The sequence below is a fragment of the Candidatus Flexifilum breve genome (genome assembly GCF_016713355.1).
In genome coordinates this window covers 817,489-843,578 of record NZ_JADJPI010000037.1, presented here as the reverse complement: position 1 = coordinate 843,578, position 26,090 = coordinate 817,489, and the positions used below count along the sequence as shown (strand labels likewise).

Genomic DNA, 26,090 nt, shown 5'->3' with positions numbered 1-26,090 from the left:
AACGATTTTGATGGTCAGCTTGTGGGCGATGGATTACTTGCTCATGCTGATCTCTGGGTGAGCGCCATTTCAGCCCACTCCTACCAACCACATCCCGTCTATCGATGGTTTGAAGAATTGTCCGATGACATGTGGTCTGATCTGCCCCCTATAACTAGTCCACTGGGAGTGAGAGTCGAGCCTGTTCCGCAAAGACAGCCGGGTCGCCACCAGTCTGTTTGAGATTCCGGTGCCATTCAGCCGGGACTGGGGCTTGACCAGCGTCGGGTCAGTCGTTATGGTCATTCCGCATATTGTGCTTTTCTTGCTCCTGCAACACCGCTTCAGCGCAGGGCAGACACAGGGGAGCTCAGGGATAGGGTCATGCTGCCAACCGACTATCTAGAACGGGTTTACGCAGGCGTACTGGGAAAAATCATCGGGGTGTATCTCGGTCGCCCCTTCGAGGGCTGGTCGTACGAGGCCATCATGGAAAACCTCGGCGAGATCAACTATTACGTGCACGATAAGCTCAACATGCCGCTGATCGTCACCGACGACGATATTTGTGGCACGTTCACTTTCATCCGCGCGCTGGAGGATTATGGCATCACGCGGGATATCACCCCCGCGCAAATCGGGCACACGTGGCTGAACTACATCATCGAGGAACAGACGATCTTCTGGTGGGGCGGCATGGGCAACTCCACGGAACACACCGCCTATCTGCGCCTGAAAGCGGGCATCGAAGCGCCGCGCAGTGGTTCGATTGCGCTTAACGGCAAGGTCGTCGCGGAACAAATCGGCGCGCAGATTTTCATCGACGGCTGGGGCTTGGTCGCCCCCGGCGACCCTGAACTGGCGGCGGACTTCGCCCGCAAGGCCGGGAGCGTCAGCCACGATGGCGAGGCGATCTACGGCGCGCAGGTGATCGCGGCGATGGAAGCGCAGGCGTTCGTCGAGCGCGACCTCAACAAGCTGATCGATACAGCGGTCGCGCTCATCCCCAAAGACTCGGTCATCGCCTATATGATCAACGATATCCGCGAATGGCACGCCAAAGAACCCGACTGGCGCGCGGCGCGCCAGCAGTTGGCCGAACGCTACGGTTACGACAAGTACGGCGGCAACTGCCACATGGTGCCGAATCACGGGCTAATTCTGTTCTCGCTGCTCTACGGCGACGACGACTTCCAGAAATCGCTGATGATCGTCAACACCTCTGGTTGGGACACCGATTGCAATTCAGGCAATGTCGGCTGTCTGCTCGGCATCAAGAACGGCTTAGCGACCATCGACCAGGGTCCCGACTGGCGCTCGCCCGTCGCGGATCGGCTGTACCTGCCGACCGCCGACGGTGGACGCTCGATCAGCGATGCGGTCGCCGAAACCTACCACCTCGTGAACATGGGCCGCGCCTTGCAGGGACAAGCCCCGCTCCAGCCGAAAGGCGGCGCGCGCTTCCACTTCGACCTGCCCGGTTCGGTGCAGGGCTTTGTCAGCGAAGACTCGGCAGCGGTGCGCGGCATCGTGACGCTGGAAAACGTCGCCGGTTTCAGCGAAAGCGGCTCACGGTCGTTGGCCATTCACTGTCAGGGACTCGCGGCGGGACGCGTGGCGCGCATCGAGACGCCGACCTTCATCCCCTCGCGGGAAATCGCCCGCTCCTTTGAAAAGCGCGGCTACCGTCTACTGGCCTCGCCGACGCTCTACTCGGGGCAGACTGTCCGCGCTCGTGTGGTCGCGGCGGACGCGAACAGCGACACGCTCACGGTCAGCCTGTACGCCAAGCACTTCAACGGCACGGATGACCTTTCAAGCTTGCAGAGTGATCCGCGTGAATTGACGCCCGGCCAATCAGCGGTGCTGACATGGCGGGTGCCGGACACTCACTGCTACCCCATCGCGCAGATCGGTGTGCAGGTAACGGGGAACGGCGGTCAAGCGGGCACAGTCCTCCTCGACTATCTGACATGGGATGGCGCGCCCGACGTCGTGCTGGATCGCCCAGCGGAACGTGAACTCAACCGCACCACAGGGACTCCCGGCCCGATGCTGTGGAAAGCAGCGTGGATCGATGGCTTTGACAGCCGCGAACGCCTTGTCGACCTCGACTACTGGCCGGAATCATACCGCCTCATCCAGAACCGCGGACGCGGCTTGCTTATGCAGGGCACGCGCGAATGGACGGATTATCAAGTCACGGCGCGTTTGACGCCGCATATGTGTCAGACGGGTGGCATCGGCGTGCGCGCGCAGGGCATGACGCGCTACTACGCGCTGCTGCTCGATCAGGAGAAGACGCGCCTTGTCCGCGCGTTTGAAGGCCAAGATAGCGTCCTTGCCGAAATCCCGGGCGGCTGGAAATTCGGGCACACCTACGAGTTGAACCTCAAAGTGCAGGGCAACCGCCTCACCGCATCGATCAATGGTCAGGTGGTACTCACCGCCGCCGACCCGGACGCGGCTTACAGCGGCGGCGGCATCGCGCTCATCTCCGAAGTTGGGCGCATCGGCTGTGAACATGTCGAGGTCCGCCCATTGTCGTGATCCAGGGCATTGGAGGGGTGCGGCAGGGTGCGCCCCTCTGATTTCATGTCGTCATCGATTACCCCGCAAGAACCCCTAGTCTGAGATAGCGCACAATCGGACAGAAGCATTCCGCGATCTTCCCGTCTGGTTGCGGTCATTGTCGGTGTCAGACGGGATTTTTCCACCAGACAGGATATCTGGCGGCATGTCCTTAAAGCGCTCGCCGCTTATTTTCAGGAGAATGTAACGGTTGAGATGAGTAAAGTGTGTGTTGATCCGCGCTTGCAGTGGTCGCAGCTTGGGAATGTGCGCCATAATGCGCAGATGTATACACTCATCTATACCGTAACAACGCCCTTCCGTAAGCTGCTCAGGCGGCCAGTGAAATGAAGTGAGTGAATGGCCGAATACGATGCAGTGGTCGTCGGTTCCGGTCCCAACGGGCTGGCGGCGGCAATCACACTGGCACAAGCGGGTTGCAAAGTTCTGGTGCTGGAAGCCAAGACCACCATTGGCGGTGGCATGCGGACACAAGAACTGACGCTGCCCGGCTTCCAGCATGATGTCTGTTCGAGCGTTCATCCACTCGCCTTATCTTCCCCCTTTTTTAGGAGTCTGCCCCTCCACAAATACGGTTTGGAGTGGGTCTTTCCGCCAGCGGAGCTCGCGCATCCACTGGCTGACGGCAGTTCCGTGCTCATCGAACGGTCGGTTGCGGCGACCGCCGCCCGCCTCGGGCGAGACGCGCAGGTCTATCAGCGACTTATGGATGCGCTCGTGCAGCAGCATGATGCCATCATTCAGGAATTTCTCGCACCGCTGCACCGGCCCCAGCATCCGCTGGTCATGGCGGGTTTTGGCCTGCTGGCGCTCGCCCCGGCTGCCGCCTTTGCCAAATTCGCCTTTCGCACCGAAGCGGTGCGCGGACTGTTCGCCGGTCTGGCGGCACACGCGATCATGCCGCTGGAACAACCGGGCACAGCCGCCTTTGGGTTGATACTTGGGATGCTGGCGCACAGGGTTGGCTGGCCGCTGGCCCGCGGCGGATCAGGGCGCATCGCAGACGCATTGACGGCATATCTCCGCGACTTGGGTGGAGCGATTGTCACAGACAGTGAAGTGAAATCGCTTGAGGATCTCCCTCCGGCCAAAATCCGCCTGTTCGATGTAACGCCCCGCCAGTTCGTGCGGATCATGGGAGAGCGACTGCCCTCCGGCTATCGTCGGCAACTTGAAAATTACCGTTACGGACCCGGCGTATTCAAAATTGATTATGCTTTGAGCGAACCGATTCCGTGGCGGGCATCCGAGTGTAAGCGCGCCGGGACGGTCCACCTCGGTGCGAGTTTGGCCGAAATCCGGCGGAGTGAGCGCGACGCCTTCACGGGGCGGGCGACGGATGTGCCATATACGCTGGTCACACAACCCACACTGTTTGATCCGACACGCGCCCCTCCCGGACAGCATATCGGCTGGGCGTATTGCCATGTCCCCCACAATTCAACGGAGAACATGACCGAGCGGATTGAGAAGCAGATCGAACGGTTTGCGCCGGGATTCCGGGACTGCGTGGTCGCACGGCACACCTATCACGCGGCGGCGCTGGAAGCCTATAATCCAAATTACGTGGGTGGAGATATCAACGGCGGCGTACAAGATTTACGGCAGTTGTTCACTCGCCCGACCGTGCGCCTCGATCCATACTCCACTCCGCTCCCAGGCCTCTATCTGTGCTCCTCCTCAACACCCCCAGGTGGTGGAGTTCATGGGCTCTGCGGATGGTACGCTGCCAAAAGCGCATTGCGTCAAAGCAGGTAATTGGAGAATGCCCTCTCCCTGTCGTATTGGCGTATGTCTACGTCATACCGTCATTCGCGCGTTTGCGCCACTCCTCGTCCGACCGAGCAACGGGGTTAGCCGTTCACGCCAGCCTGATCCGCAATTCATCCTTGACTACTTAGTGCAGCTCCCCCTTCTGATCCCTCCACAGATCCGACTGCGAAGTATTTCGGAGGCGATGCCGTATCACTCCTCAGCCAAGCCATACAAGTTTCTCCGCCTATTAGGTTTTCATGCGGAAATCGTAGGCGTTAGGTAACGGATGTTCCCGGTGCACACGCTGCATGAGCGCATCATCTATCGCTGCGTGTTCGTCCCGGCTGATCCGCTGAAGATGATAGCGATCCCAGAGTTCGGTCAGGATTTCATCACCTTCACGGTAGTCCACAATCTCAAATCCGTCCGTGAAGCGTTGACCAGCGCGTTCTATGTCGCCAGTCACAAGTGCCGCTTCGATTTCGAGCAGTTGGATGCGTCCATGTTTCTGCATGGCTTCCGGAAGGTTATCAAGCAGAGCCAAAAACGATTCAGCGCGACCCGCATCGATCAGAGTGCGCGCAGTCTCGACAAGCAGCGGCAGCAAATCTGGGCGCAACCGCTGCGCTTCGAGATAGTATTCAGAGGCTTGATCCCACTGCTGATCTTGCCGCGCCAGCACGGCGAGATTACGTAACGTCCACAGGGTACGCCGCTGCGCGAGCGAAGCCTCCCACGCGGACCGCGCGCCCGCGCGGTCGCCGATGTGCAGGCGCATGATTCCGAGGTGCAGCCATGCCTCCCAGCCAGCGTCAGAGGATCGGGCAACAGCGGCTTCGAGCAGTTCACGCCATTCAGCCTGAACCAACAGCCCCGCCGTGAGCTCGTCAGTGGCAGGAAACTGCCCGGTCTTGAGCAGTGTCAGCCACGGCAAGGTACGCGAGCTCATGGCTGCTCCGAAATCGAGCGCTGCGCTGGCGAAGGGCGGTTCACCCGCTGCTTGTCTCCGCTCTAGTTCCAAAGCGCCCCATTCGGAGCCGCGCTGGAAGATTTCGGTTGGCGGTTGGTCTTTCCACACTTCGCCGCGGGCGTACTCCGCTTCAAAAGCAGTGTGGGGGGCAATTTGTTCCAATTGACGTTCGACTTCCTGCCGCGCTTGTCCCCAATCCGCGCTATGCACCTGACGCTCATCGGCGTTGATGAGACCATAGCCTTCGAGCCATGACCACTCAGCGCGGGGTGGCATGATGGCGTACTCGAGCTGCGTCGGCGCAAGCCCGGCCTGTATCTCCAGGTAATTGTGGTCAGGACCGTTCAGCCATTCCTGCCAGCGTTTCCCGCCCTGACCTGTGCCCCAGAGGAATAGTTTGCGTCCGTATAAGCGGGCCGTCGAGACCTGCAGCAGCCCCGTGCCCCGGCCATCGAGTGCCGTGATCCACGGACGCTGGCCTTGAGGAATGTGGAAAAAGTAATCGGCGGCGCGCTTAAACCGGGTGGTATAGGTCACATCTTCGTTGTCGACCAGCGGAATCGGCACAGTCTGCATATCGGCGACAGACAACGCATAGCGATAGGCACTGTCCGCTGGGACGAGCACCCGCACATCTTCCGCTTCGGGCACGGCGATGTTCGACCACCAGTAGATAGGCAGCGGATGATCAAACGGATTGACCAGACGCACCCGAACATACAGAACGGGCGAGCCATCGGGCAGATACGCGTCAATCTGGTAGGCCGCCTGCCGGATACGCTCCCATTCGTACAAACGCAGGACCGGCGTTCCGTCCGGCGTAATGAGACGAGCAGCAAACAGCGGCGAACAGGTGAACGGCGTATGCGCGATCACCCCCATGTTCCATTCAACGCCTCCGCTGAACCACGCATTGCGCATCGCCAGATTAGCGGGCTGGAGCATGGGGTTGACGTACAGGAGTTCGCGGCCGCTCGGCTTATGCACCAGTGACCACAACCGCGCGCCCCACTCGAGCAGGAACGTGGCACGCAGATGCTCATTCTCCAGCACAGCGACCCGCTGCGGCGTTGGCTGCCGCTGGCGTGTGTAACCATCCTGCATGGTGTAGGGCAGATAATCGGGAACGTAGCCAGCGGCGCGATCCTGCTCCAAATCGCCCGTCAAAAACGGCTGATGATGCGGACGCTCAAAACTGGGGAGCGGATTTTCGGCTCCGAGCGGCGCAGTGGGGATCGTCCAGTGTTCGAGGCGAAGTTCGCTCACAGTTATTTGACCGATCCTAACGTCATGCCGCTGATCATACGTTCCGAAAGGATGACGAACAGGATGATGGTCGGCACGACCACAATCACTACGCCTGCGAACAATCCCGCCCAGTCGCCCGAATACGTCATCGAGTTCTTGAGCGTGTAGAGGCTGAGAGAGAGCGGACGCAAATCTGGCTCCTGAATGAAGATCAGCGCCAGTTGGAATTCATTCCATAAGCCGATGAAGTTAAAAATGGTCGCGGTGAGCAATCCCGGCGCGGCTAGCGGCAGCATCACGCGGGAAAATACTTGAAAGTCCGTCGCCCCGTCGATCACCGCCGCGTCTTCCAATTCCTGCGGGAGTGTGCTGAAGAACCCGGTCAGGATGTAGACCGTGAAGGGAATCGACAAACTGACGTAGATCAGCACTAAGCCCGGTATTGAGTTGTTCATTCTCAAACCGGCCAGCAGAGCGAAGAGCGGAATGAACAGCAGCGGGTAAGGTATCCCGATCCCGGCGATATAGACCATCGTCAGCAGTCCGCGGCCTTTGAACTCCGCGCGGCTGAGGATATATGCGGCGGGCGCAGACACGACCAGAATCAGAATGACGGAGGCTCCGACCGTGATCAGGCTGTTGGCAAAGGCCAGTCCCACCTGTGAGTTTGACCACACCCGATCATAATTCACGAACTGCGGCTCGGCGGGAATCGCGAAGGGTTCGCGAAAAACCTCCCGGTTGGTTTTTACGGAGGCGAGCACCACCCATGACAGCGCGCAGATCGTGAAGATTGACCACGCCGCAAGGAATAAATAGGAGGGAATCTGCCGCCATTGGATCAACGGCTTGCGGACAGTCCGGCTGGCGGCAGCCGCAGGCTCAAGGCTGAACGAACGCTCCGTCATCGCACTTCCTCCTAATATTGATACGTTTCGCGGCGAGTCACCCGGCGCACGACCAGCACCACGAGGATGACGACCAGCAGCAGCATCACACCGACCGCCGTCGCATACCCCAACCGATAGATCGGCTGGCGCTGCCCGAAACCGAGAATATACAGGTACACCGCGACGGTGTACGAACCGGGATTCGGTTCGAGTCCGGTGAATGAAAATGGAAATTCAAAAACTTTGAGCGCGTGGATACTCCACAGAACCATGCCAATCGAGATCACATCGGAGAGGAGCGGCACGGTGATAAAGCGGAACTGTTGGAAATCGCTCGCGCCATCGAGTTTGGCCGATTCATAGAAATCCGGTGGAATCTTATCGACGCCTGCCAACAACAGCACGACGTAGAAGCCGACCTCGATCCACACGATGGCGATCATCATGGCGATGAAAATCGTATCCGGCCCCAACCATGGGAAGCGCGCCAGATCCGTCAGCCCGACCGCGTCGAAGACCGCGGCGAACAAGCCCGTGCGTGGGGTGTACATGTAACCCCACAGGGTTGTCAGGGCGATCACCGCGATGATATTGGGCAGGAAGATGACGCCACGAAAGAACTTCTTGCCGCGGATACCCGACGAGAGCATCATGGTCATCACGAACGCGAGGCCAAAAATCACGATCCCGCCGACGATCAGAATGCCGACCGTGTTCCCCATACTGCGCCAGAACACGCGGTCATTCAGCAGTTCCTGAAAATTGGCCAGTCCGATGAACTGGGGGGCCGCGCCGAAGCCGCTCCAGTCATACAGGCTGTAGAGGAGTGCCTGAAACGTCGGGATCAGGAAGAAGACCAGATACATCACCGACGCCGGAAGCAGTAACAAAATAATGAAGCGATTCGAGATTTTCATAAATTCAGCCGCTTCGAGTCTAAATAGGCCAAACGGTTATTCAAATCGGTCGTAGGGGCGACCAAACACATCGCCCCTACGACTCACATGTTCATCCTGCCATTGGTGAGTGCCCAACAGCCGCATGCTTATTTATGACTGCGGATGATCCGCCCAGTACTGCGCCGACTGGGTGGCCATGGTCTCGACGAAGTCTTCGGGCGTGATCGCCGCCTGCCACAGACTGACATAGTTCGGATACAGGATCGTGTTCAGGTATTCGCTGTACAGCGACGCTACACCATCCACGTCGCCATAGGTAGACGTAGCCGCCGACGCTGCCGCCAGCGCATCGGCGATGATGGGATTCCACTGAATGTATTTGTTGGTCACGCCAACCAGCGATTCGTCGGTGAACTGCTGCTGAACTGCATCCGTCATGAGGTGACGCAGGAAGGCGAACGCCTCATCCGGATGCGCCGTATCCTTGTTGATCATGAACGCCAGCAGCAGGGCGTACACGTCGGTGGTTGAACCAACGCCACCTTCAATCGCCGGGAAGCTGAAGCCGCCCCACTGGAATTCGGGATCGGTCGCGTTCTGGAGTTCGACGGGCAGCCACGAACCGACCAGTTCCATCGCGGCGGTGCCGAAGGCCAGCGTATTCTGCCCCTGGGGCCAGACGTAGCCGAGCGTTTCCGGCGGGATGCAGCCGTTATCCCACAGGGCGCGGGTGCGCTGCGCTGCGTCCAATACTGCCGGATCGCGCCACATTTCGCCCGTCGGATCGGCAGCGGCCTGCTGGAGCCAACCGGGGCCCTTCGTGCGGGCGAGGAGTTCGGTCAGGTAGAAGGCAGCGTAACCGGGTTCATTGCCTTCGGCGGCGATGGGCGCGTAGCCCGCATCGGTCAGCGTAGTACAGGCGGCGAGGAGTTCGTCCCACGTTTGCGGCACGGCGAGACCGACTTCTTCAAAGACGCGCTTGTCATACCAGAACTGCACAGTGTTGTAGATATAGGGCAGTTGGTAGATTTGATCGTCGAGCGAGAACATTTGCAGTGTGCCGGGGAGGAAGACATCCATCAGCGGTTCTTCGTGGTCTTCGGCGGGCTGCGCCAGATAATCGTTGAGCGGCAGCGCGAAACCTTCCCGCATCAAGCCGCCGGCGATCTGGTCGGCGTCCTGATCCATCAGGTCGATCACCTGATTACCGCCGCTGATGGCCGTGCGCACCAGCGTTTGATTCTGGCGGCCATTCCACACGGCGTCGATGGTGACGTTCGGATTAGCGGCTTCAAAACTGGCGATGGCCGCCTGCAGAACGCGGGCTTGCCCTTCGGTCTCGTTCCACATGGACCAGTAGACGAGCGTCACGGGTTCCTGCGCACTCGCCATACCGAAACCGAGCGCCATCACGAGCACGCTCGCCAACACGGTGATGAGTAAAGCCTTCTTCATGCGATTTCTCTCCTCAATAAAGCAAAACTAATTCTTCCGCACCGCCATGCCCACGACGTGCACACGTGGACGACGATCACAACATTGATTGATCCAGCGAAATAACAAACGACAAATTCGCTGGTTGATCCGGGTCTTGTCCATTCGAGAGCGCGCGGTAGTATGCCAACAGTTGTAGCACGGGTAAGTAGGTGACGGGGCGCGCGCTGCGCGGCAGCGTCACACTGAGCCGGACAACCCGCACAGCACGATCCAGCCCTGTCGGCTCATCACGTACGCCGAGCGCCAGCACCTGAGCGCCGCGTCCGGCCATTTCGTTGAGGACGGCGACTTCTTGCGCATACGCTTCTTCGGACAGCAGCCCGACGACTAAACTGTGGTCATTGACCATCGACATCGGCCCATGCCGGAATTCCAGCACATGGAAGGCTTCGCTGTATGAGAGAGACATTTCCTTCATTTTGAGCATCGCTTCACTGGCGATGCCGCGCAGCGCGCCCGAACCGAGGAAAAAGAAGCGTTCGATACGGCGATCCATGCCTAGCGTGCGCGCAAGGTCGCCGTAGTTGGCGATCAGGGTCTGCGCGCTGTCGCCCAAGTCGGCGAGGGCGGCCAGATCTTCGCGGCCACTCAACAGAGCGGCCATGGCCTGTACGACGATCAGCATACTGGCGAACGAGCGCGTCTGAGCCACACTCTGTTCCTGCGCTTCGGGTATTAGCACGGCGAAGTCAGCGGCGGCAGCCAAGCGGCTCTCCGGGTAGCAGGTCACCACGGCAACGGCGCTGTGGGTCCGTTCACGAAACACACGGACGGCCGACAGCGTTTCAGTCGTTTCACCGGAGCGTGAAACCGCAATGAGCAGCGGATGACCACCGGGAGCGAAGACATAATCGGGCAGCAGCGCGATTTCTGACGCGGGATAAGCACAGGCATTGATGCCGATGAGCTGCTGAAACAACGCGGCACCGACTTGCGCCAGATAATAAGTCGAACCGCAGCCTGTGAAGATCACGCGGTCAAAGGATTGGGAAGCATAAAACGACTGGAAAGCCGCGGCGCGCTGCTGGAATGTCGCCACCGTCTGATTCCAGACAATCGGCTGACTGCTGATTTCGGCAAAACTATAGGCTCCAGCTTCCTTACTCATAAACGACCTTTTTCCATAAAATGAGGGCAACATTTCTTTGATCGTACGGAGATTTGAGTGTAACGTCAACCAATAAAATATCATTTTTGCACAAATGCGCAAGTTTCGCGGTACAAACCGGCGATTTTGTGATTGAATGTGATTATGTGTGATTGATTCAAACGTCTGCCGCGCCCTCGTGCCCGAGGGAAGTCTGAGTTGAGGACACAAGACACTGTATGACGAAACACAGCTTTTCGGGACTCGAACGCCGCGAACAACTGATCCGCTTCACCCGGATGCGCGAACGTGTCACCATCGACGAGGTGTGTACACAGTTCAACATCAGCGCCGCAACCGCCCGCCGCGATCTCCAGTTATTAGAAGAAGCCGGCAAACTTCGGCGTTTCCACGGCGGCGCGGTAGTCGCCAAAAGCGCGCCCCCCGAACCCCCCTTCTCCGAGCGAGCAACCGTTCAAGCCACAGAGAAGCGCCGCATCGGGCAGGCAGCGGCAGCGCTGGTCGATGATGGCGATACCATTCTCCTGAGCAGCGGCACTACCGTATTGGAAGTGGCGCGCAGTTTGCGGGGACACCGCGGCCTGACGGTGGTCACAAACTCCCTGCTGGTGATTAACACGCTGGCGGACGTCCCCGATATCAATCTGATCGCGCTCGGCGGGATTCTGCGCCCGACCGAACAGTCTTTCATCGGACACCTGGCAGAACAATCCCTCCATGATCTACGCGTCAGTAAGGCGATCATCGGGATTCGCGCCATCGATCTGGAAACCGGGCTGACCAACGACTATCTGCCTGAAACTCAAACCGATCGCAAGATCGTGAGCATTGCCCGTGAAGTGATTGTGGTGGCAGACCATACCAAGTGCGGACGGATTTCCAGCGTGTTCGTTGCACCGCTGACGGCGGTCAAGACGTTTGTTACTGATAGCCTCGCGCCGCCCGAATTCTTGTCGGCGCTGCGCGAACGCAGCATCGAGGTCTTTGCAGTCTAGTCAGGTAACCAAAGGATAGTCAAAATGGCCGTTATCAAGCGCGATGAGACGCTTTCGCCCCTCTCGCTGTCCGACTTCAAACCCCAGCCGAAACTGGTCACCCGCGAAACGCAGGTCGCCCGCCCGCGCTTCCCCGTGATCGACGCGCACAACCATTTGTCGCTACCGGGCTTCGGTGGTTGGGACACCCGCCCCGTCGCCGAACTGCTTGATCACCTCGATCAGGCGGATGTGCGGGTGTACGTCGATCTCGACGGTGGTTGGGGCGAAGACATTTTGCACACCCATCTGGATCATTTCAAAGCCGCGGCGCCGGAGCGCTTCCGCATCTTTGGCGGCGTCGACTGGACGAAATGGGCGGAACTCGGCGACCGCTTCCCCGATTGGGCGGCAGGACGACTGCGCCAGCAGGCGGCGCGCGGCGCCCAAGGGCTGAAGATCTGGAAAATGCTCGGCTTGACTGTACGCGATCATCAGAACCAACTGGTCGCCGTAGATGATCCGCGCTTGGATGTAATCTGGGCGACAGCGGGGGAACTCAAGCTGCCGATCACCATTCACATTGCGGATCCGGTCGCGTTCTTTGATCCGGTAGATAACACCAATGAGCGATGGGAAGAACTCCACGATAACGTCGATTGGCAATTTCCCAGTCCGCCCTTTCCGACCTTCCTGACCATCGTGAATGGCCTGGCCGCCGCGGTTGCCCGACACCCGAAGACAACCTGGGTCGGCGCGCATGTGGGCTGCTATGCCGAAAATCTGACGTGGGTGGGCGCGCTGCTGGATCGATGCCCGAACTTCTACGTGGACATCAGCGAACGCATCGGCGAATTGGGTCGCCAACCCTATTCTGCACGACGCTTCTTCCTGAAGTACGCCGACCGGATTCTGTTCGGCACGGATCGTCCGGTAGACGAAAACATATACCCGACGTATTTCCGCTTTCTGGAAACCGATGACGAATACTTCGATTACGGGAATGCGGACATCCCCCGGCAAGGACGCTGGCGCATCTATGGACTGTACCTGCCCGATGACGTCCTGCAAAAAGTGTATTACAAGAACGCCGAACGGGTCATGCTCGGCATCGAGTAAAACGACGCACTGCAGGAACATATCGAGAAAAGGAGCAAGGTACGCGCTGCTCCTTTTCTCGCCTTACGTGAGCAAACCCGCCTGTTGGAACAGTTCGACCGCCGCACCTAATGCCCCCGTGTCGGCGCCGCCTTCGCCCAGCACAATCTCGACATTGCGAAAGTTCCCGCCGGTATTTGCAGCCAGATCTCGGAAAAAGTCACCAACCAGCCTATCGAATTCGGCGCGACACGCGTCCAGCAGAACGGCGCCGGCAGAGGCAGTGCCTCCCGTCAACGCAATACGATGCGGATAGAAGATCACGCTCAGGCTGGCGAGCGTCTGTCCCGTCCACGTCCCCACCTGCGTCATGATGGCGACCGCGGTTGGATCACGCTGCTCGCGCGCCGCCGCGATCACCTCGTGCGCTGGGACCGGATGACCATAACGTTCCTGGGCGAGGCGTTCGATCCCCGGTACACCGATCAACCCTTCGGCTGATCCGCGGATGCCATTGGAGTCGCGCGGCGCTGCCGGGTCAAGGATGATCAAGCCCGTGTTACCGGAATTGCCGCCATCGATGATCAGCGGTTTGCCTTCGACGATCAGCGCTGCGCCGAGTCCTGTCCCCATAGCCAGACACATGAAGCGCTCGATGCCATTGCCACACCCGAAGTAGTATTCTCCGAGCGCATGCGCGGTGAGGTCATTGTTCATCACGACGGGCAGCCCGTAACGAGCTTCCAGCGCACCGCGCACATCGACATTGCGCAGTGCAGGGGTATTCCCGGCGATGATCGGTCGGCGCCGCTCACGGTCAACCTCCCCATGCGCCGAAATCCCGATCCCGACCAGCGACTCACGGTATGGTTCGACCAGCCCATCGGCGGCGGCGAACAAGCGCGTGAAGAAAGGCGCTGGATCTATACCGCGCGCCTCTGTCGGGATTTTGTCTCGTTGGATAATTGTTCCGTCCGGTTGTAACACCGCCAGTTTTGTCGCCGTCCCGCCAATATCGATTCCCAAAGCTGTTTTCATCGGGTTCACGCTTGGGGACGATAGGCGAGGTTGTCGGGATCAAAGCCGCGTTCCACCGCTTGCAGCCAACAGATGCGCTGGAGCGGGGGCAAATACAGCAGTCCGCGCCCCCACTCCGGAAGATCGGAGTCCAGGGTGATCACAGTGCCCCCTACCGGGAGCAGCCTGTTCGCATCGCTCAGGGTAAACAACGCGAGGCCGCGACCGTGCAGGATATTGAAGACGCGGAGTTCCTCAGCCCGCGCACCGTCGGAGAGCAGGCCGATCAACTGCGTAGTGGCCGTCGCGGTGTAGTGCGGGCCATGCAGATATTCGAGCGGATGGTAAGCGGCACTGAACAGCTTCGCCATCTCCGTCATCTTGAGCATGGCTTCGCAGGCTAGACCATAGAGCGCGCCCGACCCCAGAAAGACGAACTGGGTGATCGACAGGTCGCGTCCCAGCCGTTCCACCGTCTCGGCGGACGCCAGAGTCAAGCGTTCCAGACGCTCGGGCATACTGGCCAGTATGCGCCAGTCGCGCCCCGTGAACAGGGCGGCCAACGCCGTGACCGCGAGCAGCATGCTGCTAAAGGAGCGCGTCTGCACGCGGCTTTCTTCCTGCGCCGCGTCGATGGCGACCAGCACATCAGCGGTCTGCGCTAACGGACTTTCGCTGCTGCACGTCACCACGACGATGCTGTGCCCGCCATGATTCCGAAACATTTCCGCCGCGGCCACCGTTTCCCGCGTTGTTCCCGACCGCGAGACGCAGATCAGTAAGGTGGTGCGGTGCGCGCTGACGATCATTTCCGGGAACAGCATGAGTTCGGTGGCAGAGACTGCGCGAGCGGTAATGCCGGTTCCAGCTTGTAGGAGCGCTGCTCCGACCATCCCGGCATAGTAGGTCGAGCCGCAGCCGGTAAATATGATTTCATCAAATGATGTAGTTGACCACAGCCTCTGAAGCTCGTCCGCCCGCTGCTCGAACTGTCGTAATGCTTCGGTCCACAGTTGCGGCTGGCTTTCGATTTCAGCAAGGGTTTTTGATCCTAATCCCACAACTGAAGCTCCTATTCTTATGGAATGATTTGCGAGATTGTAGCATGGAAACCTGCTCTTGGGCTCAAGGTACAGGCTATTGCGAACCAATAGATTTGCGACCGACTGTCGAAGAAAAATTCTTACCTAAAGGAAGCGATCAGGCCGTCTGCCTATCTCATGGGCGCGTGGAGGACGGCAGCGTTAAGTGAGCGCCAATAAAGCAGCGCGCCAACGGCTCCCACGGTTACCAAGCTATACAGCAACCTCAGCAGCGAGCTGTTGATCCAGCGCGGATTGGTTCGCGGCACTCCGGCGTTTTTTGGAGTTAAGGCATCAAGCATGGAATGACAAATGTCATCCACTGGGCATGCAAGTAATTACTTGCTTGCAGGCTACGATTGAGCATAGACTCGCCATGTAAGCAAGTACTTGCACACTATATGAAGGAGCTACCATGACCGATAGTCCGATAGGGGATACCAGACAGCGAATCATTGATGCCGCACTCAGTCTGTTTGGTCAGGTAGGCTACACGCGCGCTAGCACCCGGACCATCGCTGAGCAGGCCGGGGTCAACGAAGTGACCCTCTTTCGGCACTTCGGCAGCAAGAAGAACCTACTGATAGCCTGTGTTCATTCGTTCAATCAAATTGGTTTCTCAAAGAATTTCCAAGATCATCTGACCGGGAACTATCCAGCAGACATTCTGACAATGGCCCGGTTGCAGATTGAGGATACTCAGGCACGGTATGAAATCCTGCGGTTGGTGCTGTGCGAAGCGCAGACCGTCCCCGAACTGCGCGAAGCCATTCTCACCGGGGCGGGCGAGAACCGCAGTCATGTCAGCGCATATTTCCAGCACCAGCTCAACGCTGGTGTGATCCGAGCGGACCTCGACGTTGAAGCGCTAACCTACGCCTTCGATAGTCTGTTTTCGTCGTACATTCTTTTCTCCCGACTGCTCGGATCTGCCGAGCAACCGTCCGATGTACACCTCAGAACCCTCGTCAGCCTCTTCGTCCAGGGAACATTGGCCAACCAGGGAGCGTAGATGATGTTAAAGCTTTTACCAGTTGTTCTCGTGATTGGTCTCAGTATTCATGGACTGATCCATCTGATGGGCTTTGTAGCCTACTGGCCGCTCAAAGACGTGCCTGAACTAGCTTACAAGACGGCCTTTTTAGGTGGGCGGCTGGAGTTCGGCGCGAACGGCACGCGCTTGTTCAGCCTACTGTGGTTACTAGCAGCAATCGGTTTTATCGTCGCTGGTATAGCACTGGTGAGTGAATGGTCGTGGGGTGTGCCAGTGCTGGTGCTCGTTACCCTGCTCTCTCTGGTCATCACAGCGCTGGATTGGGAACCCGCGTTTCGCGGCACGCTCATTAATGGGGTAATTCTCGCCGTGCTGCTGCTGGCGCCGCATTTTGCCAGACTTCTGCCCCAGACCAACTGATAGAACATTGAGAGTATCCCACAATGTGGAAGGTGGAACATGCGTATGTTGATCCGTATCCTGATGATCATTATCTCTGTCATTGTTGTGCTCCTTGTCGGTGGTTGGCTCGGCTTACAGATCAAAGCCTCGGCTTTTCCCACTGTTGCGGTTGGCGCTGCCCCCAGCATGATCCCAATTCCGGAAGGTTTGCCAACCCCGGTTGACCGCTTCGCCCGCGCTGTATTCGGTGACAGTCTGCCCGATGTGCAGTCGGCGATGGTATTAGGGCGGGCGCAGCTGGCGCCAACCGGTCTACCAATGCCGACCCGCTTCCGTTTCTACTATGATGCGGCGCGGAGCAGCCACTACCACGATATCCAGGTCACCTGGTTCAATCTGACCTTTATGCGGATTCATGAGCGCAATCTGGAAGGCCATACCCAGCTTGATCTGGCGGTGATCGGTCAGGTGAACGATCAGCCCAAGACCAACCGTGCGGCTATTCAGGGCTATTGGAGCGAAGTGCTGGCCTGGGTGCCTTCGATTGCGCTCACTGATCCACGCGTGCGCTGGGAAGCAGTGGATGACACGACCGTTCGCCTGTATTTGCCGGGTCTGGACGATGCCGAAGCGTTCACCGTGCGTTTTGCTGCGGATACCGGGTTGATCAGCCAGATCGAGACGATGCGTTACCAAAACGAAGACAACGCCGAGCGCTGGCACTGGTTCAATCGCATCCTCGAATGGGGCAGAGTGGATGGGCTGCGCGTGCCGGTACGCGCGCAAACGCAGTGGCGCGCTGACTCGCCTTGGGCAACCTGGGAGATCGAGCAGATAGCTCTGAACGTAGATGTCGCACCGCGCTTGGCACAGTTTGGTGGGGATGTGTCCGGATAAAAGCTCTTCCGACAAATCACACGCTGTTCAGGAAATCCCGAAGTGCCGCGCCCCCCGCTGCTCGTGTAATTGTTTCAGAGCCAGATAACAGGGTGGGCACTGAACAGGTAGATGAACGCACAGCAGTCCTGCTGCTTGGGCATCAGGCTGCCCCCGTTGCACCTGCAATGCTGCGAACAGCGTGTCAGTGGAGAAAATGTTCATTCAGTCTACTTTGAGAATAGACCCACGTTGGTTTCGTCGCGTGGTTGGGATTTGTTGGGTTGCATCGTGCACCCTTTAGGATTGGCTGGAGATGGCTAGATGAGCAACACTCAGCGCCGCTGGTTAACTCTATTCGCTGCAACGGCGGCTATTCTGATGGTTTTTATCATTCGCACCATTATGGCGCGAACTGGCACGCCACCGCGACTATTCGACATTTTTGACACAGCGATTTCGCTGGCTTCACTCGGAGTGGTCGTTGTTGGTTGGCGCACATTATCTCGTACCAATTGGTTGATCAGTGTTGGGGCGGGTTTGCTCGTGGCCATCCTGCTGCCTTTGGCCACTTTGTATAGCCCTTATCCATTTCTTGAGATCGTGACAGACGTACGCGTGCGCGCCGTGATTAATGGCGTCATGATTGTCGTGACGACACTGGGCGGCCTGGTCATCATGCATTGGGGTGGCCCCATTACCCTACAGTTTGCGTCAATGGGCTGGCGCAGAGCAGTGCGCAGTTTACTGTTTGGAGTGGCCGTTGGTCTTCCATTTGCTATCCTGAACGGTTTCGCCAATGCCTGGACGCAGAACCGCCCGATCACATGGCAGAACCCACTGGCGGCAGCGATCGACGCGATGCATCCGGCTGTGCTTGAAGAAGTTATCTATCGCTTTGCCTTTCTCGGCCTGCTCTGGCTGCTGTTTCGTCGCGATTGGCCCAACCGTCACGCAGTAGTGTTGTCCGGGCTGCTCGCTTTGCTCACACACACCTTTAGTCATTACAGCGAGCTATTCGTCACACAACCTCTGACGGCCTTGGCCATGGGAGCCGTGATGGGATTGATATGGGGCATACCTCCCACCCTGCTCGCAGTTCGGCGCGATCTGGAATCGGCTTTGAGTTTCCATTGGATACAGGACGCAATCCGCTTCTGGTTGGGGTTCTAGGCTGGTAACTGAAATGACAACGCAGCGGATACACTTCTGAAATGTCGCGCTCCGGTCGTGAGATTCCTTGCTCGAATGCGTCAGCCGATAGGGGTTTGCCGCCAAACGATCTCCACGATCAAGTAATCACATGCTCTGGCCCGCAGCAGACGAAGAGAATACGCCTATGAGCATGAGAATGGATAGTTTTCGCACCATATCAGGCGAACGGCGCTGAGATCGGCTGAAAACACAAAGGCGCGGGGTAAATTCTCCCCGCGCCTCGCGAACTAACTGGGCTTGGTTGAACCTTACTTGACCGCCAACCGTTCGATCAGCGCCTGAAGTTCCTCCGCGCCCTGTTCGACGCTGAGTTGCCCAAACGCGACCTGCTGACCGAGCAGTTCCAGCTCGTTCACAAATTCCTGATCGTTCGGCAGATTCGGCCCTTGCGGGATCATCCGATCGGCAATCGCGCCGTAGATGCGATAGACCGCCGCATCCGTCACGGTCGCTTGCTCGGCAATGGCTTCGCGCACGACGGGCGACGACGGGACGCCGCGGTTCGTCTGGAGAATCGCGCCCGCTTCGGGGCTGGTGACGAAGAAGTTGATGAACAGCGCCGCCGCTTCCTTGTTCGCGCTGGCATTGTTAATGCCGAGGTACTGGCTCATCTGGATGACGTAGGAATCTTCGCCGCCCACTGGGAGTGTCGTCACGCCGAGTTCCTCGGTCGTCGCCGCCTGATACGCGGCCACCTGATTGCTCCAAATCAAGCCGATAGCCGCTTCACCCGCCACCAACGCCGAGCTATCCGGTCCGTCTTCGGTGTAGGTGTAGGTGGTTTCCGCATCGGGGATCAAGCCTTCGGCGCGCATATCCGCCCACATCTGGAGCCACGCCTGCGCCGATTCGACGGTCGCGTAGGATTTCCCACCATCGTCCAGTGTCCAGAGCTGCGTCCCCTGCTGGGTGTAGAAGTAGCTGAGGTAGTTCGCCTGATTCATGCTGTTGTCGACGAACGGCGCGACACCTTCGGGCAGCGCGGCCTTGAGCGTGCGGCCGTACTCGACCAGTTCTTCCCAGGTCAGGTTGTCCGCGGGCAGATCCACGCCCGCCGCTTCGATCAGGGTCTTGTTATAGACGAGCACGAGCGTGTTCGTGCCGAGACTGACCGCATACAGGTTGCCATCGACGCCGGTCGCGGGGACGAGCGCGGTCTGGTCAAACTGTTCCGGCGTATTGATCATGAGCTGTTCGCCGAGGTAGCTGTTGAGCGGCTCCAAGTACTGCTGGTAGTCCGGCCAGTTACCGCCAAACTGGATGATATCCGGCGCGTTGTTGCCCGCCAACTGCGTGTCGATGATCTGGAAGTGATCCGCCGTGCCGCCGTTCGGTTCGCCCACGACGGAGATGTCCGGGTACGCCGCTTCGAACAGGTCGATGACCGCTAATGTGCGCGCGGCGCGGTCGTCATTGCCCCACCAGCCCATACGAATCTCAGCCGGGCCGCCCGTATATTCAGGGAGTTCAACGGAACTGGTCTGCGCCCCAGCGGGGACGAGGGAGGCTGTGAGCAGCACCACGAGCAGCATTAGCAGAGAGATTGAGTAACGCTTATTCATTCTTAAAGCTCCAGTCTGTAGATTCTATAATTTGCTCGATAAAAACGACTGTCACCGCTGCGGGTCACTTCATAGGCATGTCTCCCTGAGTTACCCCTTGATCCCGGTCGTAGCGATCCCCTGTACGAAATATTTCTGCAGCGCAAAAAACAGGATAAACGCGGGAATGACGGAGAGCGTGGACATCGCCAGTGCCCCACCCCAGTTGGAGACCGCCCCGGCGTCGCCGACGAAGGTGCGCAGTGCGCGTGAGACGGTGAACGATGCAGGTGTCGTGAGGTACAGCAGTTGGTTGAAGAAATCGTCCCACGTCCACAGGAACGTGAAGAGCGCCGTCGTCACCAGCGCGGGCGTGGCGAGCGGCAGAATGATGCGCAGGTACACGCCGATCTTGCTGCACCCGTCGATGATGGCGGCCTCTTCGATCTCTTTGGGCAGCCCGCGCATGAACTGAACGAGCAAAAAGACGAAGAAAGCGTCCACGGCGAGGAACTTCGGCACGAGGATCGGCAGGTACGAGCCGACCCAACCGAACGAATTGAACATGATGTAGCGCGGTACGAGCGTGACGTGTGCCGGGAGCATCAGCGTGATCAACATGATGGCGAACCAGAAGCCGCGCCCCGAAAATTTCAGCCGGGCGAAAGCGTACGCGGCCATCGAGCACGAGATGACATTGCCGACCACGGCGACGGCGCACATCATGAGCGAATTGGCGAAGAACGTCCCGAAAGTCGTCCCGGCGTAGCCGCGCCACCCGCTGATGTAGTTCTCGAGGGTCAGGGCAACCGGGAACAAACTTGGGTTGCTGAAAATCTGGTTGTTCGGCTTGAACGAACTCATGATCATCCAGACAATCGGGTAAATCATCAGAATTCCGAGACTGATGATGAAGATATGGGTCAGACCGTGGCGCAACAAGCTTCCGGTTTTCATGCTAATCCCCGACGCCATAGTCGACCCAGAGACGCGATGACCGGAAGACGATCCCCGTAAGCACGCCGATGATGAGCAGCAGTACCCAGGCCATCGCCGAGGCATAGCCCATCTCGTGATACGCCCAACCCTGAATGTACATATGCAGCGTGTAGAACAGTGTCGAATTCAGCACGCCGCCCCGCCCGCCGCCGATGACATACGCTTGAGTGAACGCCTGGAATGCGCCGATCATCTGGATGACCAGATTGAAGAGGATGACGGGCGACAGCAGCGGAATCGTCACACGGAAGAACTGCTGCACGCTGTTTGCGCCATCCACGCTCGCCGCGTCGTAGTATTCGGACGGAATTTGCTTGAGCCCGGCGAGGAAAATGATCATCGAGGAGCCGAACTGCCACACCGAGAGCAAAATCAGCGTGCCCAGCGCATAGTCGGGGCTGGTGATCCAACCGGGCAGATCGGTGAAGCCGAGCGCCGCCAGTGCGCCATTGATCAAACCATCACGTTCGAACAGCTTACGCCATAACACCGCCACCGCCAGTGACCCGCCGAGCAGCGTCGGAATGTAGTAGGCAGCGCGGTAAAACGGCACCCAGCGCAGTTTTTGATTCAGCAAGACCGCCACGCCCAGCGCGAAAATCAGCTTGAGCGGCACCGACACGAACACATAGTTGAATGTCACCGAGAGCGACTTCATGTAATACGGGTCGACGCGCATCACCTCACCCGAAGCCGTGGTGAATTCGGTGAGGCCGAACAGCGACCCGAACATCTTCATATAGTTGCCGAGCCCGATAAATTGAGTCGCCGCGGGCTGCGTGAAGTCGTAATCAGTGAAACTGAGTACTAAAGAATAAGCCATCGGGTACACGGTCAGCAGGAAGAAGCCGATGAGCCACGGCGTGAGAAACAGGTAGGCGACAGCATTGCGCCGTACATGTTCAGTTAGCCACGTCGTACTGCGCGCGACGAAGCTGACGTTCGTCGCATCGCGCGGATCGGTTAGAGCGGGTGCGGCACTCGTACGGTTAGTCTCGCGCGCCATGCGCCCTAGCCTTTCCCCGGTGGGCGCACCGGGCCAGTGGACTCGCGGATGATCAACTCCACTTCGGCGGCGGTCACCTGCCGCGGGAGATCCGGTTCGGCGAAACGCTGGAGCAGCAAATGCACGGCATCCCGCCCACTCTGCGCCGCCATACCCGACACCGTCGTCAAACGCGGCATGGTATAGGTGGCAAAGGGAATGTCGTCGAAGCCCGCCACCGACAGGTCGCCGGGGATGGACAGGCCGAGATCACCCGCGGCGCGCATCACCGGGATAGCCAGCATGTCGTTGATCGTCAGCAGCGCTGTGGGGCGATCATCTTGCTGCAGCAGGGTATACGCCGCGGTATACGCATCGTGCATCTGATCACTGCAATGCACTTCAAAGCGGCGGCTGTCCGACAAACCAGCTTCATCCAGCATCTGCCGGTAAGCCGTCAAACGATCCACGCCCTGCCCTTCGCTGGTCACCCCGTAGATGAAGCCGATCTTGCGGTGACCGAGGTCGAACAGGTGCTGCATGAGCGCCCGCGTTCCGCTCGAATAACCATGCATGACGACATCGAACTCGGCGGCGCTGGCGGTGATCTCGACAATCGGCTGCCCGGATTTGCGCAGATAGTCACTGAGCATCGGCAGCATATACTTCACTGCCGCCAGCAGAATGAAGCCCTCAACACGCTGGCGCGTGAGTTCGCGCACCGTGTAGAGTCCCTGACGCTCATCCAGCGGGTTGTGGTACAGGTGGAGGCTGTAACCCGCTTCGCGCAGCGCTTCGGTGATGCCCGTCAGCGTCTGCCAGAAGAACGGATTCTCGATGACCGGGATGATCACGCCGACGATATTGGTGTTCCCTCGGCGCAGGGCCTGCGCCCGCGCATCCGGTTCATAGCCCAAATCGGCGATGGCCTGCATCACGCGCTGGCGAGTCTCATCCGAGATCGCGATCTTCAGGTCATCCTGATCGTTCAACACATAGGAAACCGTTGAACGGGAAACCCCGGCTTTTTCGGCAACATCTTTTTGGGTTGGTCGTCTCATAAAATTCAGTGTATTATCTATTGAATCGTGTCGATTGGCACGTGTGAATTCAGTCTAGCGTCACTTTGGAATGCTGTCAAGTCAGTCACCGCCGTGCGACTGGGACGCAGTCTCCTGCCCGATCTGGCAAAGCTGGCGCTGAGAAGTGACAATCCCTGTCCATGGACAAGGATGAAGACGACCGACGAGGTATGTGTGAAGATCAGCCACTTAAAAACCAACCACAGCGCCAATCCTCTGGGGTTCGCGCTCGATCAGCCAACTTTCTCGTGGATCGTCGAGGATACAACCGATCAAATTCAGACTACCGCTCAGGTGCTGGTCAGTCTCGATCCCAACTTTCAGCACGTGATCTTCGACAGTGGTAAGGTGGAGGGGAGCAGCATCGACAGCTTAGCGTTCCGCCCGCCGCTCACGCTCCAACCGCGGACGCGCTATTTCTGGCAAGTCTACGTGTGGGGCGAGACCGAATCCGCTGAGAGCCCGACCGCGTGGTTCGAAACAGCCAAGCTCGATGAGCCGTGGCGCGCGCAGTGGATCACCCCGGATTGGGACGACACTAATCTGCATCCCCTGCTCTACCGCCAGTTTGATCTGCCTGCTCCGGTCGCCGCTGCGCGCACCTACATCTGCGGGTTGGGCTTGTACCACTGTGAGCTGAACGGGCAGAAGGTCGGCAGCGAGTATCTCACTCCCTACTGCAACGCCTACGACCAGTGGCTTCAGTACCAAACCTTTGACATCACCGATCAACTGCACGTTGGCGCAAACCTGATTTCGGTGATGCTGGGCAACGGCTGGTACAAGGGGCGCTATGGCGCGAATGGCGGCGTCGCCGCCTTCTACGGCGATCGCTTTGCCCTGATCTGCGAATTACGCATCACGCTCGCGAACGGCGAAGAAGTGATCGTCAGCAGCGATTCAATGTGGCAAGCCCAACCATCCCCCGTCATCGCCAGCGATATTTTTGATGGTGAAACGTTTGACGCGCGCATCTCGAAAGCGATCAGCCCCAACCAGAGTGTCGGAGTGCAGCCCATCGCGCTCGATATGAGCCGCCTGCAGGCGCGGCGCTCGCTGCCTGTGCGCATCAACGAAGAGCTGAAACCGCTGGATGTACTCCACACCCCAGCGGGCGAAACTGTGCTCGACATGGGCCAGAATCTGACCGGCTGGCTGCGCTTTCGCACCTGTGCGCCCGCCGGAACACGGATTCATCTGCAATTCGGCGAACTGCTGCAGGATGGCAGCTTCTTCCGCGACAATTTACGGACGGCAAAAGCCGAATATGTCTACATCGCCGATGGCACAGAGGCCACAGTCGAACCCTATTTCACCTTCTTCGGCTTCCGCTACGTGAAAATCACGGGCTGGGGGGGCGAAATCAACCTCGACGACTTCACAGTTTGCGTGGTGTATTCGCAGATGGACTTGATTGGCGAGCTCGAAACATCCAACCCGAAGGTCAACCAGCTCATTCGCAATGCGCTGTGGAGTCAAAAGGGGAACTTCCTCGACATTCCCACCGACTGCCCGCAGCGCGATGAGCGGCTCGGGTGGACGGGCGATCTGCAGGTGTTTGCCGGGACGGCCTGCTTCAACATGGATGCAACCGCATTTCTGAGCAAGTTCGCCTATGACCTCGGCAAAGAGCAGGCCAAGCTCGGCGGCATGGTCCCGCACATTGTGCCGATGGTCAACCTGAACAAAGGCGGTTCGACCGCGTGGGGCGATGTCGCGACGATTCTGCCGTGGACGCTCTACCAGTTTTACGGCGACGTTGCCCTACTGGAGGCGCAGTTTGCGAGCATGTGCGCGTGGGTCGATCACATCCAGCGGATTGACAATGCAACGGGCGGGCGGCGCTTGTGGACAGAAGGCGAGCACTTCGGCGACTGGCTGGCGCTCGACGCCTCCGATCCGGCGTCGCGCAAAGGCGGCACGCCGCACGACTTCATCGCCTCCGCCTTCTACTGCTATTCGGCACGCTTGGTGGCACAAGCCGCAGCCGTGCTCGGTCTGCTCGAAACGGCAGAAACCTACACTTGGCTCTCCATCGAAATCAAAACCGCCATTCAGCGCGAGTTCTTCACGCCGACCGGACGCCTCGCCGTCCCCACCCAGACGGGCTATCTGCTCGCGCTGTACATGGATCTCGTCCCGGACGAGCACCGCGACCGGGTGGAGCGTGATTTCATCGACCGGATGCGGCAGGACAACGTGCACCTGCGCACCGGGTTCGTCGGCACGCCGTACCTATGCCGGGTGCTGTCGAACATTGGCGCAAATGACCTCGCCTACCGGCTGCTGCTCAACGAAGATTCGCCCTCGTGGCTGTACGCGGTCAACCTCGGCGCGACGACCATCTGGGAACGCTGGAACTCGCTCAACCCCGACGGTTCGATTCGCTCACCCAAGCCGAATGCGCTTGACCCCGACGGTTCGAGCCGTTCCGCCAAGATGAATTCGCTCAATCACTACGCCTACGGCTCGATTGTCGAATGGATGTACCGCGACATGTGCGGTCTCAATCCGGCGGCGGCGGGCTTCCGTTCCGCGACGATTGCTCCAAAACCGGATCCAGCGCTGCGCTGGGCGAAAGCCCGCTATCGGTCCGCCGCTGGCCTCTATGCGAGCGGCTGGCACCTTGACGAGTCGGGGCTGATCACCATCAACCTCACCATTCCGTTCAATGTCACGGCGCACGTCGTTCTGCCCAATGCCGAAGGCGGCACAATCCTGCTCAACGATCACCCGCTCACAGCGGGTGACCAGATCGGGCAGAACTGGGAAGTCACGCTCGGCGCGGGGCACTTCACGATCATTTACCCCTTTTTGCCAGCAGACGTGCGCACCAAGACAGTCATATCATCCAGCGGCTCAACATAACGAGTCGCTGGATAGACCA

General features: G+C 58.8%; 20 protein-coding genes. 9 read left to right on the top strand and 11 right to left on the bottom strand.

The window, feature by feature from the left end; translation table 11 throughout:
* Positions 1 to 363: 363 nt before the first annotated feature.
* Both IPK17_RS34620 and IPK17_RS34615 read left to right on the top strand, forming a co-directional pair.
* Positions 364 to 2,529, top strand: a complete 2,166-nt coding sequence (locus tag IPK17_RS34620) for an ADP-ribosylglycohydrolase family protein (RefSeq protein WP_343422284.1) — start codon at positions 364 to 366, stop codon at positions 2,527 to 2,529.
* 381 nt (positions 2,530 to 2,910) lie between these two features.
* Entirely contained in the window at positions 2,911 to 4,329 is a 1,419-nt protein-coding gene (locus IPK17_RS34615; RefSeq protein WP_343422283.1) for a phytoene desaturase family protein, read from the top strand.
* 244 nt (positions 4,330 to 4,573) lie between these two features.
* Here IPK17_RS34615 and IPK17_RS34610 read toward each other — a convergent pair whose 3' ends face one another.
* The 5 genes from IPK17_RS34610 to IPK17_RS34590 all read right to left on the bottom strand — a co-directional run bounded on the left by IPK17_RS34610 (position 4,574) and on the right by IPK17_RS34590 (position 10,938).
* Positions 4,574 to 6,562: a DUF5107 domain-containing protein gene (locus IPK17_RS34610; protein ID WP_343422282.1), complete on the bottom strand. Its 1,989-nt coding sequence runs from the start codon at positions 6,560 to 6,562 to the stop codon at positions 4,574 to 4,576.
* Between the two features lie 2 nt (positions 6,563 to 6,564).
* Positions 6,565 to 7,452 carry a carbohydrate ABC transporter permease gene (locus tag IPK17_RS34605; RefSeq protein ID WP_343422281.1) on the bottom strand — a complete coding sequence of 296 codons (888 nt, stop codon included), beginning with the start codon at positions 7,450 to 7,452 and terminating at the stop codon, positions 6,565 to 6,567.
* A gap of 11 nt (positions 7,453 to 7,463) precedes the next feature.
* On the bottom strand, positions 7,464 to 8,351 hold the full coding sequence (locus tag IPK17_RS34600) for a carbohydrate ABC transporter permease (protein WP_343422280.1): 888 nt from the start codon (positions 8,349 to 8,351) through the stop codon (positions 7,464 to 7,466).
* A gap of 132 nt (positions 8,352 to 8,483) precedes the next feature.
* On the bottom strand, positions 8,484 to 9,788 hold the full coding sequence (locus IPK17_RS34595) for an ABC transporter substrate-binding protein (RefSeq protein ID WP_343422279.1): 1,305 nt from the start codon (positions 9,786 to 9,788) through the stop codon (positions 8,484 to 8,486).
* Between the two features lie 76 nt (positions 9,789 to 9,864).
* A complete protein-coding gene (locus tag IPK17_RS34590; protein WP_343422278.1) occupies positions 9,865 to 10,938 on the bottom strand; it encodes an SIS domain-containing protein in 1,074 nt (357 codons plus the stop codon).
* A 218-nt stretch (positions 10,939 to 11,156) separates the two neighbouring features.
* Between IPK17_RS34590 and IPK17_RS34585 the strand changes: the two genes are divergently transcribed.
* Together IPK17_RS34585 and IPK17_RS34580 are read left to right on the top strand one after the other, a co-directional pair.
* A complete protein-coding gene (locus IPK17_RS34585) occupies positions 11,157 to 11,933 on the top strand; it encodes a DeoR/GlpR family DNA-binding transcription regulator (RefSeq protein ID WP_343422277.1) in 777 nt (258 codons plus the stop codon).
* A gap of 24 nt (positions 11,934 to 11,957) precedes the next feature.
* Positions 11,958 to 13,031 carry an amidohydrolase family protein gene (locus IPK17_RS34580; RefSeq protein ID WP_343422276.1) on the top strand — a complete coding sequence of 358 codons (1,074 nt, stop codon included), beginning with the start codon at positions 11,958 to 11,960 and terminating at the stop codon, positions 13,029 to 13,031.
* Between the two features lie 63 nt (positions 13,032 to 13,094).
* On the opposite strand, the gene IPK17_RS34575 is transcribed toward IPK17_RS34580, so the two are convergent.
* Both IPK17_RS34575 and IPK17_RS34570 read right to left on the bottom strand, forming a co-directional pair.
* Positions 13,095 to 14,048 carry an ROK family protein gene (locus tag IPK17_RS34575; RefSeq protein WP_343422275.1) on the bottom strand — a complete coding sequence of 318 codons (954 nt, stop codon included), beginning with the start codon at positions 14,046 to 14,048 and terminating at the stop codon, positions 13,095 to 13,097.
* A gap of 5 nt (positions 14,049 to 14,053) precedes the next feature.
* Positions 14,054 to 15,088 carry an SIS domain-containing protein gene (locus IPK17_RS34570; RefSeq protein ID WP_343422274.1) on the bottom strand — a complete coding sequence of 345 codons (1,035 nt, stop codon included), beginning with the start codon at positions 15,086 to 15,088 and terminating at the stop codon, positions 14,054 to 14,056.
* Positions 15,089 to 15,524: 436 nt separating this feature from the next.
* On the opposite strand from IPK17_RS34570, the gene IPK17_RS34565 reads away from it, so the two are divergent.
* From IPK17_RS34565 to IPK17_RS34550, 4 genes are all read left to right on the top strand, one after another.
* A complete protein-coding gene (locus IPK17_RS34565; protein ID WP_343422273.1) occupies positions 15,525 to 16,121 on the top strand; it encodes a TetR/AcrR family transcriptional regulator in 597 nt (198 codons plus the stop codon).
* Entirely contained in the window at positions 16,122 to 16,523 is a 402-nt protein-coding gene (locus tag IPK17_RS34560) for an ABC transporter permease (protein ID WP_343422272.1), read from the top strand.
* Positions 16,524 to 16,562: 39 nt separating this feature from the next.
* The gene (locus tag IPK17_RS34555; RefSeq protein ID WP_343422271.1) at positions 16,563 to 17,402 is read left to right on the top strand and encodes a DUF6544 family protein; all 840 of its coding nucleotides are present in this window, start codon (positions 16,563 to 16,565) and stop codon (positions 17,400 to 17,402) included.
* 303 nt (positions 17,403 to 17,705) lie between these two features.
* On the top strand, positions 17,706 to 18,554 hold the full coding sequence (locus IPK17_RS34550) for a hypothetical protein (RefSeq protein WP_343422270.1): 849 nt from the start codon (positions 17,706 to 17,708) through the stop codon (positions 18,552 to 18,554).
* Between the two features lie 290 nt (positions 18,555 to 18,844).
* On the opposite strand, the gene IPK17_RS34545 is transcribed toward IPK17_RS34550, so the two are convergent.
* From IPK17_RS34545 to IPK17_RS34530, 4 genes are all read right to left on the bottom strand, one after another.
* Positions 18,845 to 20,158, bottom strand: coding sequence for an ABC transporter substrate-binding protein (locus IPK17_RS34545; protein WP_343422269.1), 1,314 nt, complete (start codon positions 20,156 to 20,158; stop codon positions 18,845 to 18,847).
* Positions 20,159 to 20,248: 90 nt separating this feature from the next.
* Positions 20,249 to 21,094, bottom strand: coding sequence for a carbohydrate ABC transporter permease (locus IPK17_RS34540; protein ID WP_343422268.1), 846 nt, complete (start codon positions 21,092 to 21,094; stop codon positions 20,249 to 20,251).
* Between the two features lies 1 nt (position 21,095).
* The gene (locus IPK17_RS34535; RefSeq protein WP_343422267.1) at positions 21,096 to 22,142 is read right to left on the bottom strand and encodes a carbohydrate ABC transporter permease; all 1,047 of its coding nucleotides are present in this window, start codon (positions 22,140 to 22,142) and stop codon (positions 21,096 to 21,098) included.
* A gap of 5 nt (positions 22,143 to 22,147) precedes the next feature.
* Positions 22,148 to 23,182 (bottom strand): LacI family DNA-binding transcriptional regulator, encoded by a 1,035-nt coding sequence (locus tag IPK17_RS34530; RefSeq protein ID WP_343422266.1) that lies wholly within the window; start codon positions 23,180 to 23,182, stop codon positions 22,148 to 22,150.
* Between the two features lie 171 nt (positions 23,183 to 23,353).
* Between IPK17_RS34530 and IPK17_RS34525 the strand changes: the two genes are divergently transcribed.
* Positions 23,354 to 26,071 (top strand): alpha-L-rhamnosidase, encoded by a 2,718-nt coding sequence (locus IPK17_RS34525; protein WP_343422265.1) that lies wholly within the window; start codon positions 23,354 to 23,356, stop codon positions 26,069 to 26,071.
* Positions 26,072 to 26,090 lie beyond the last annotated feature (19 nt).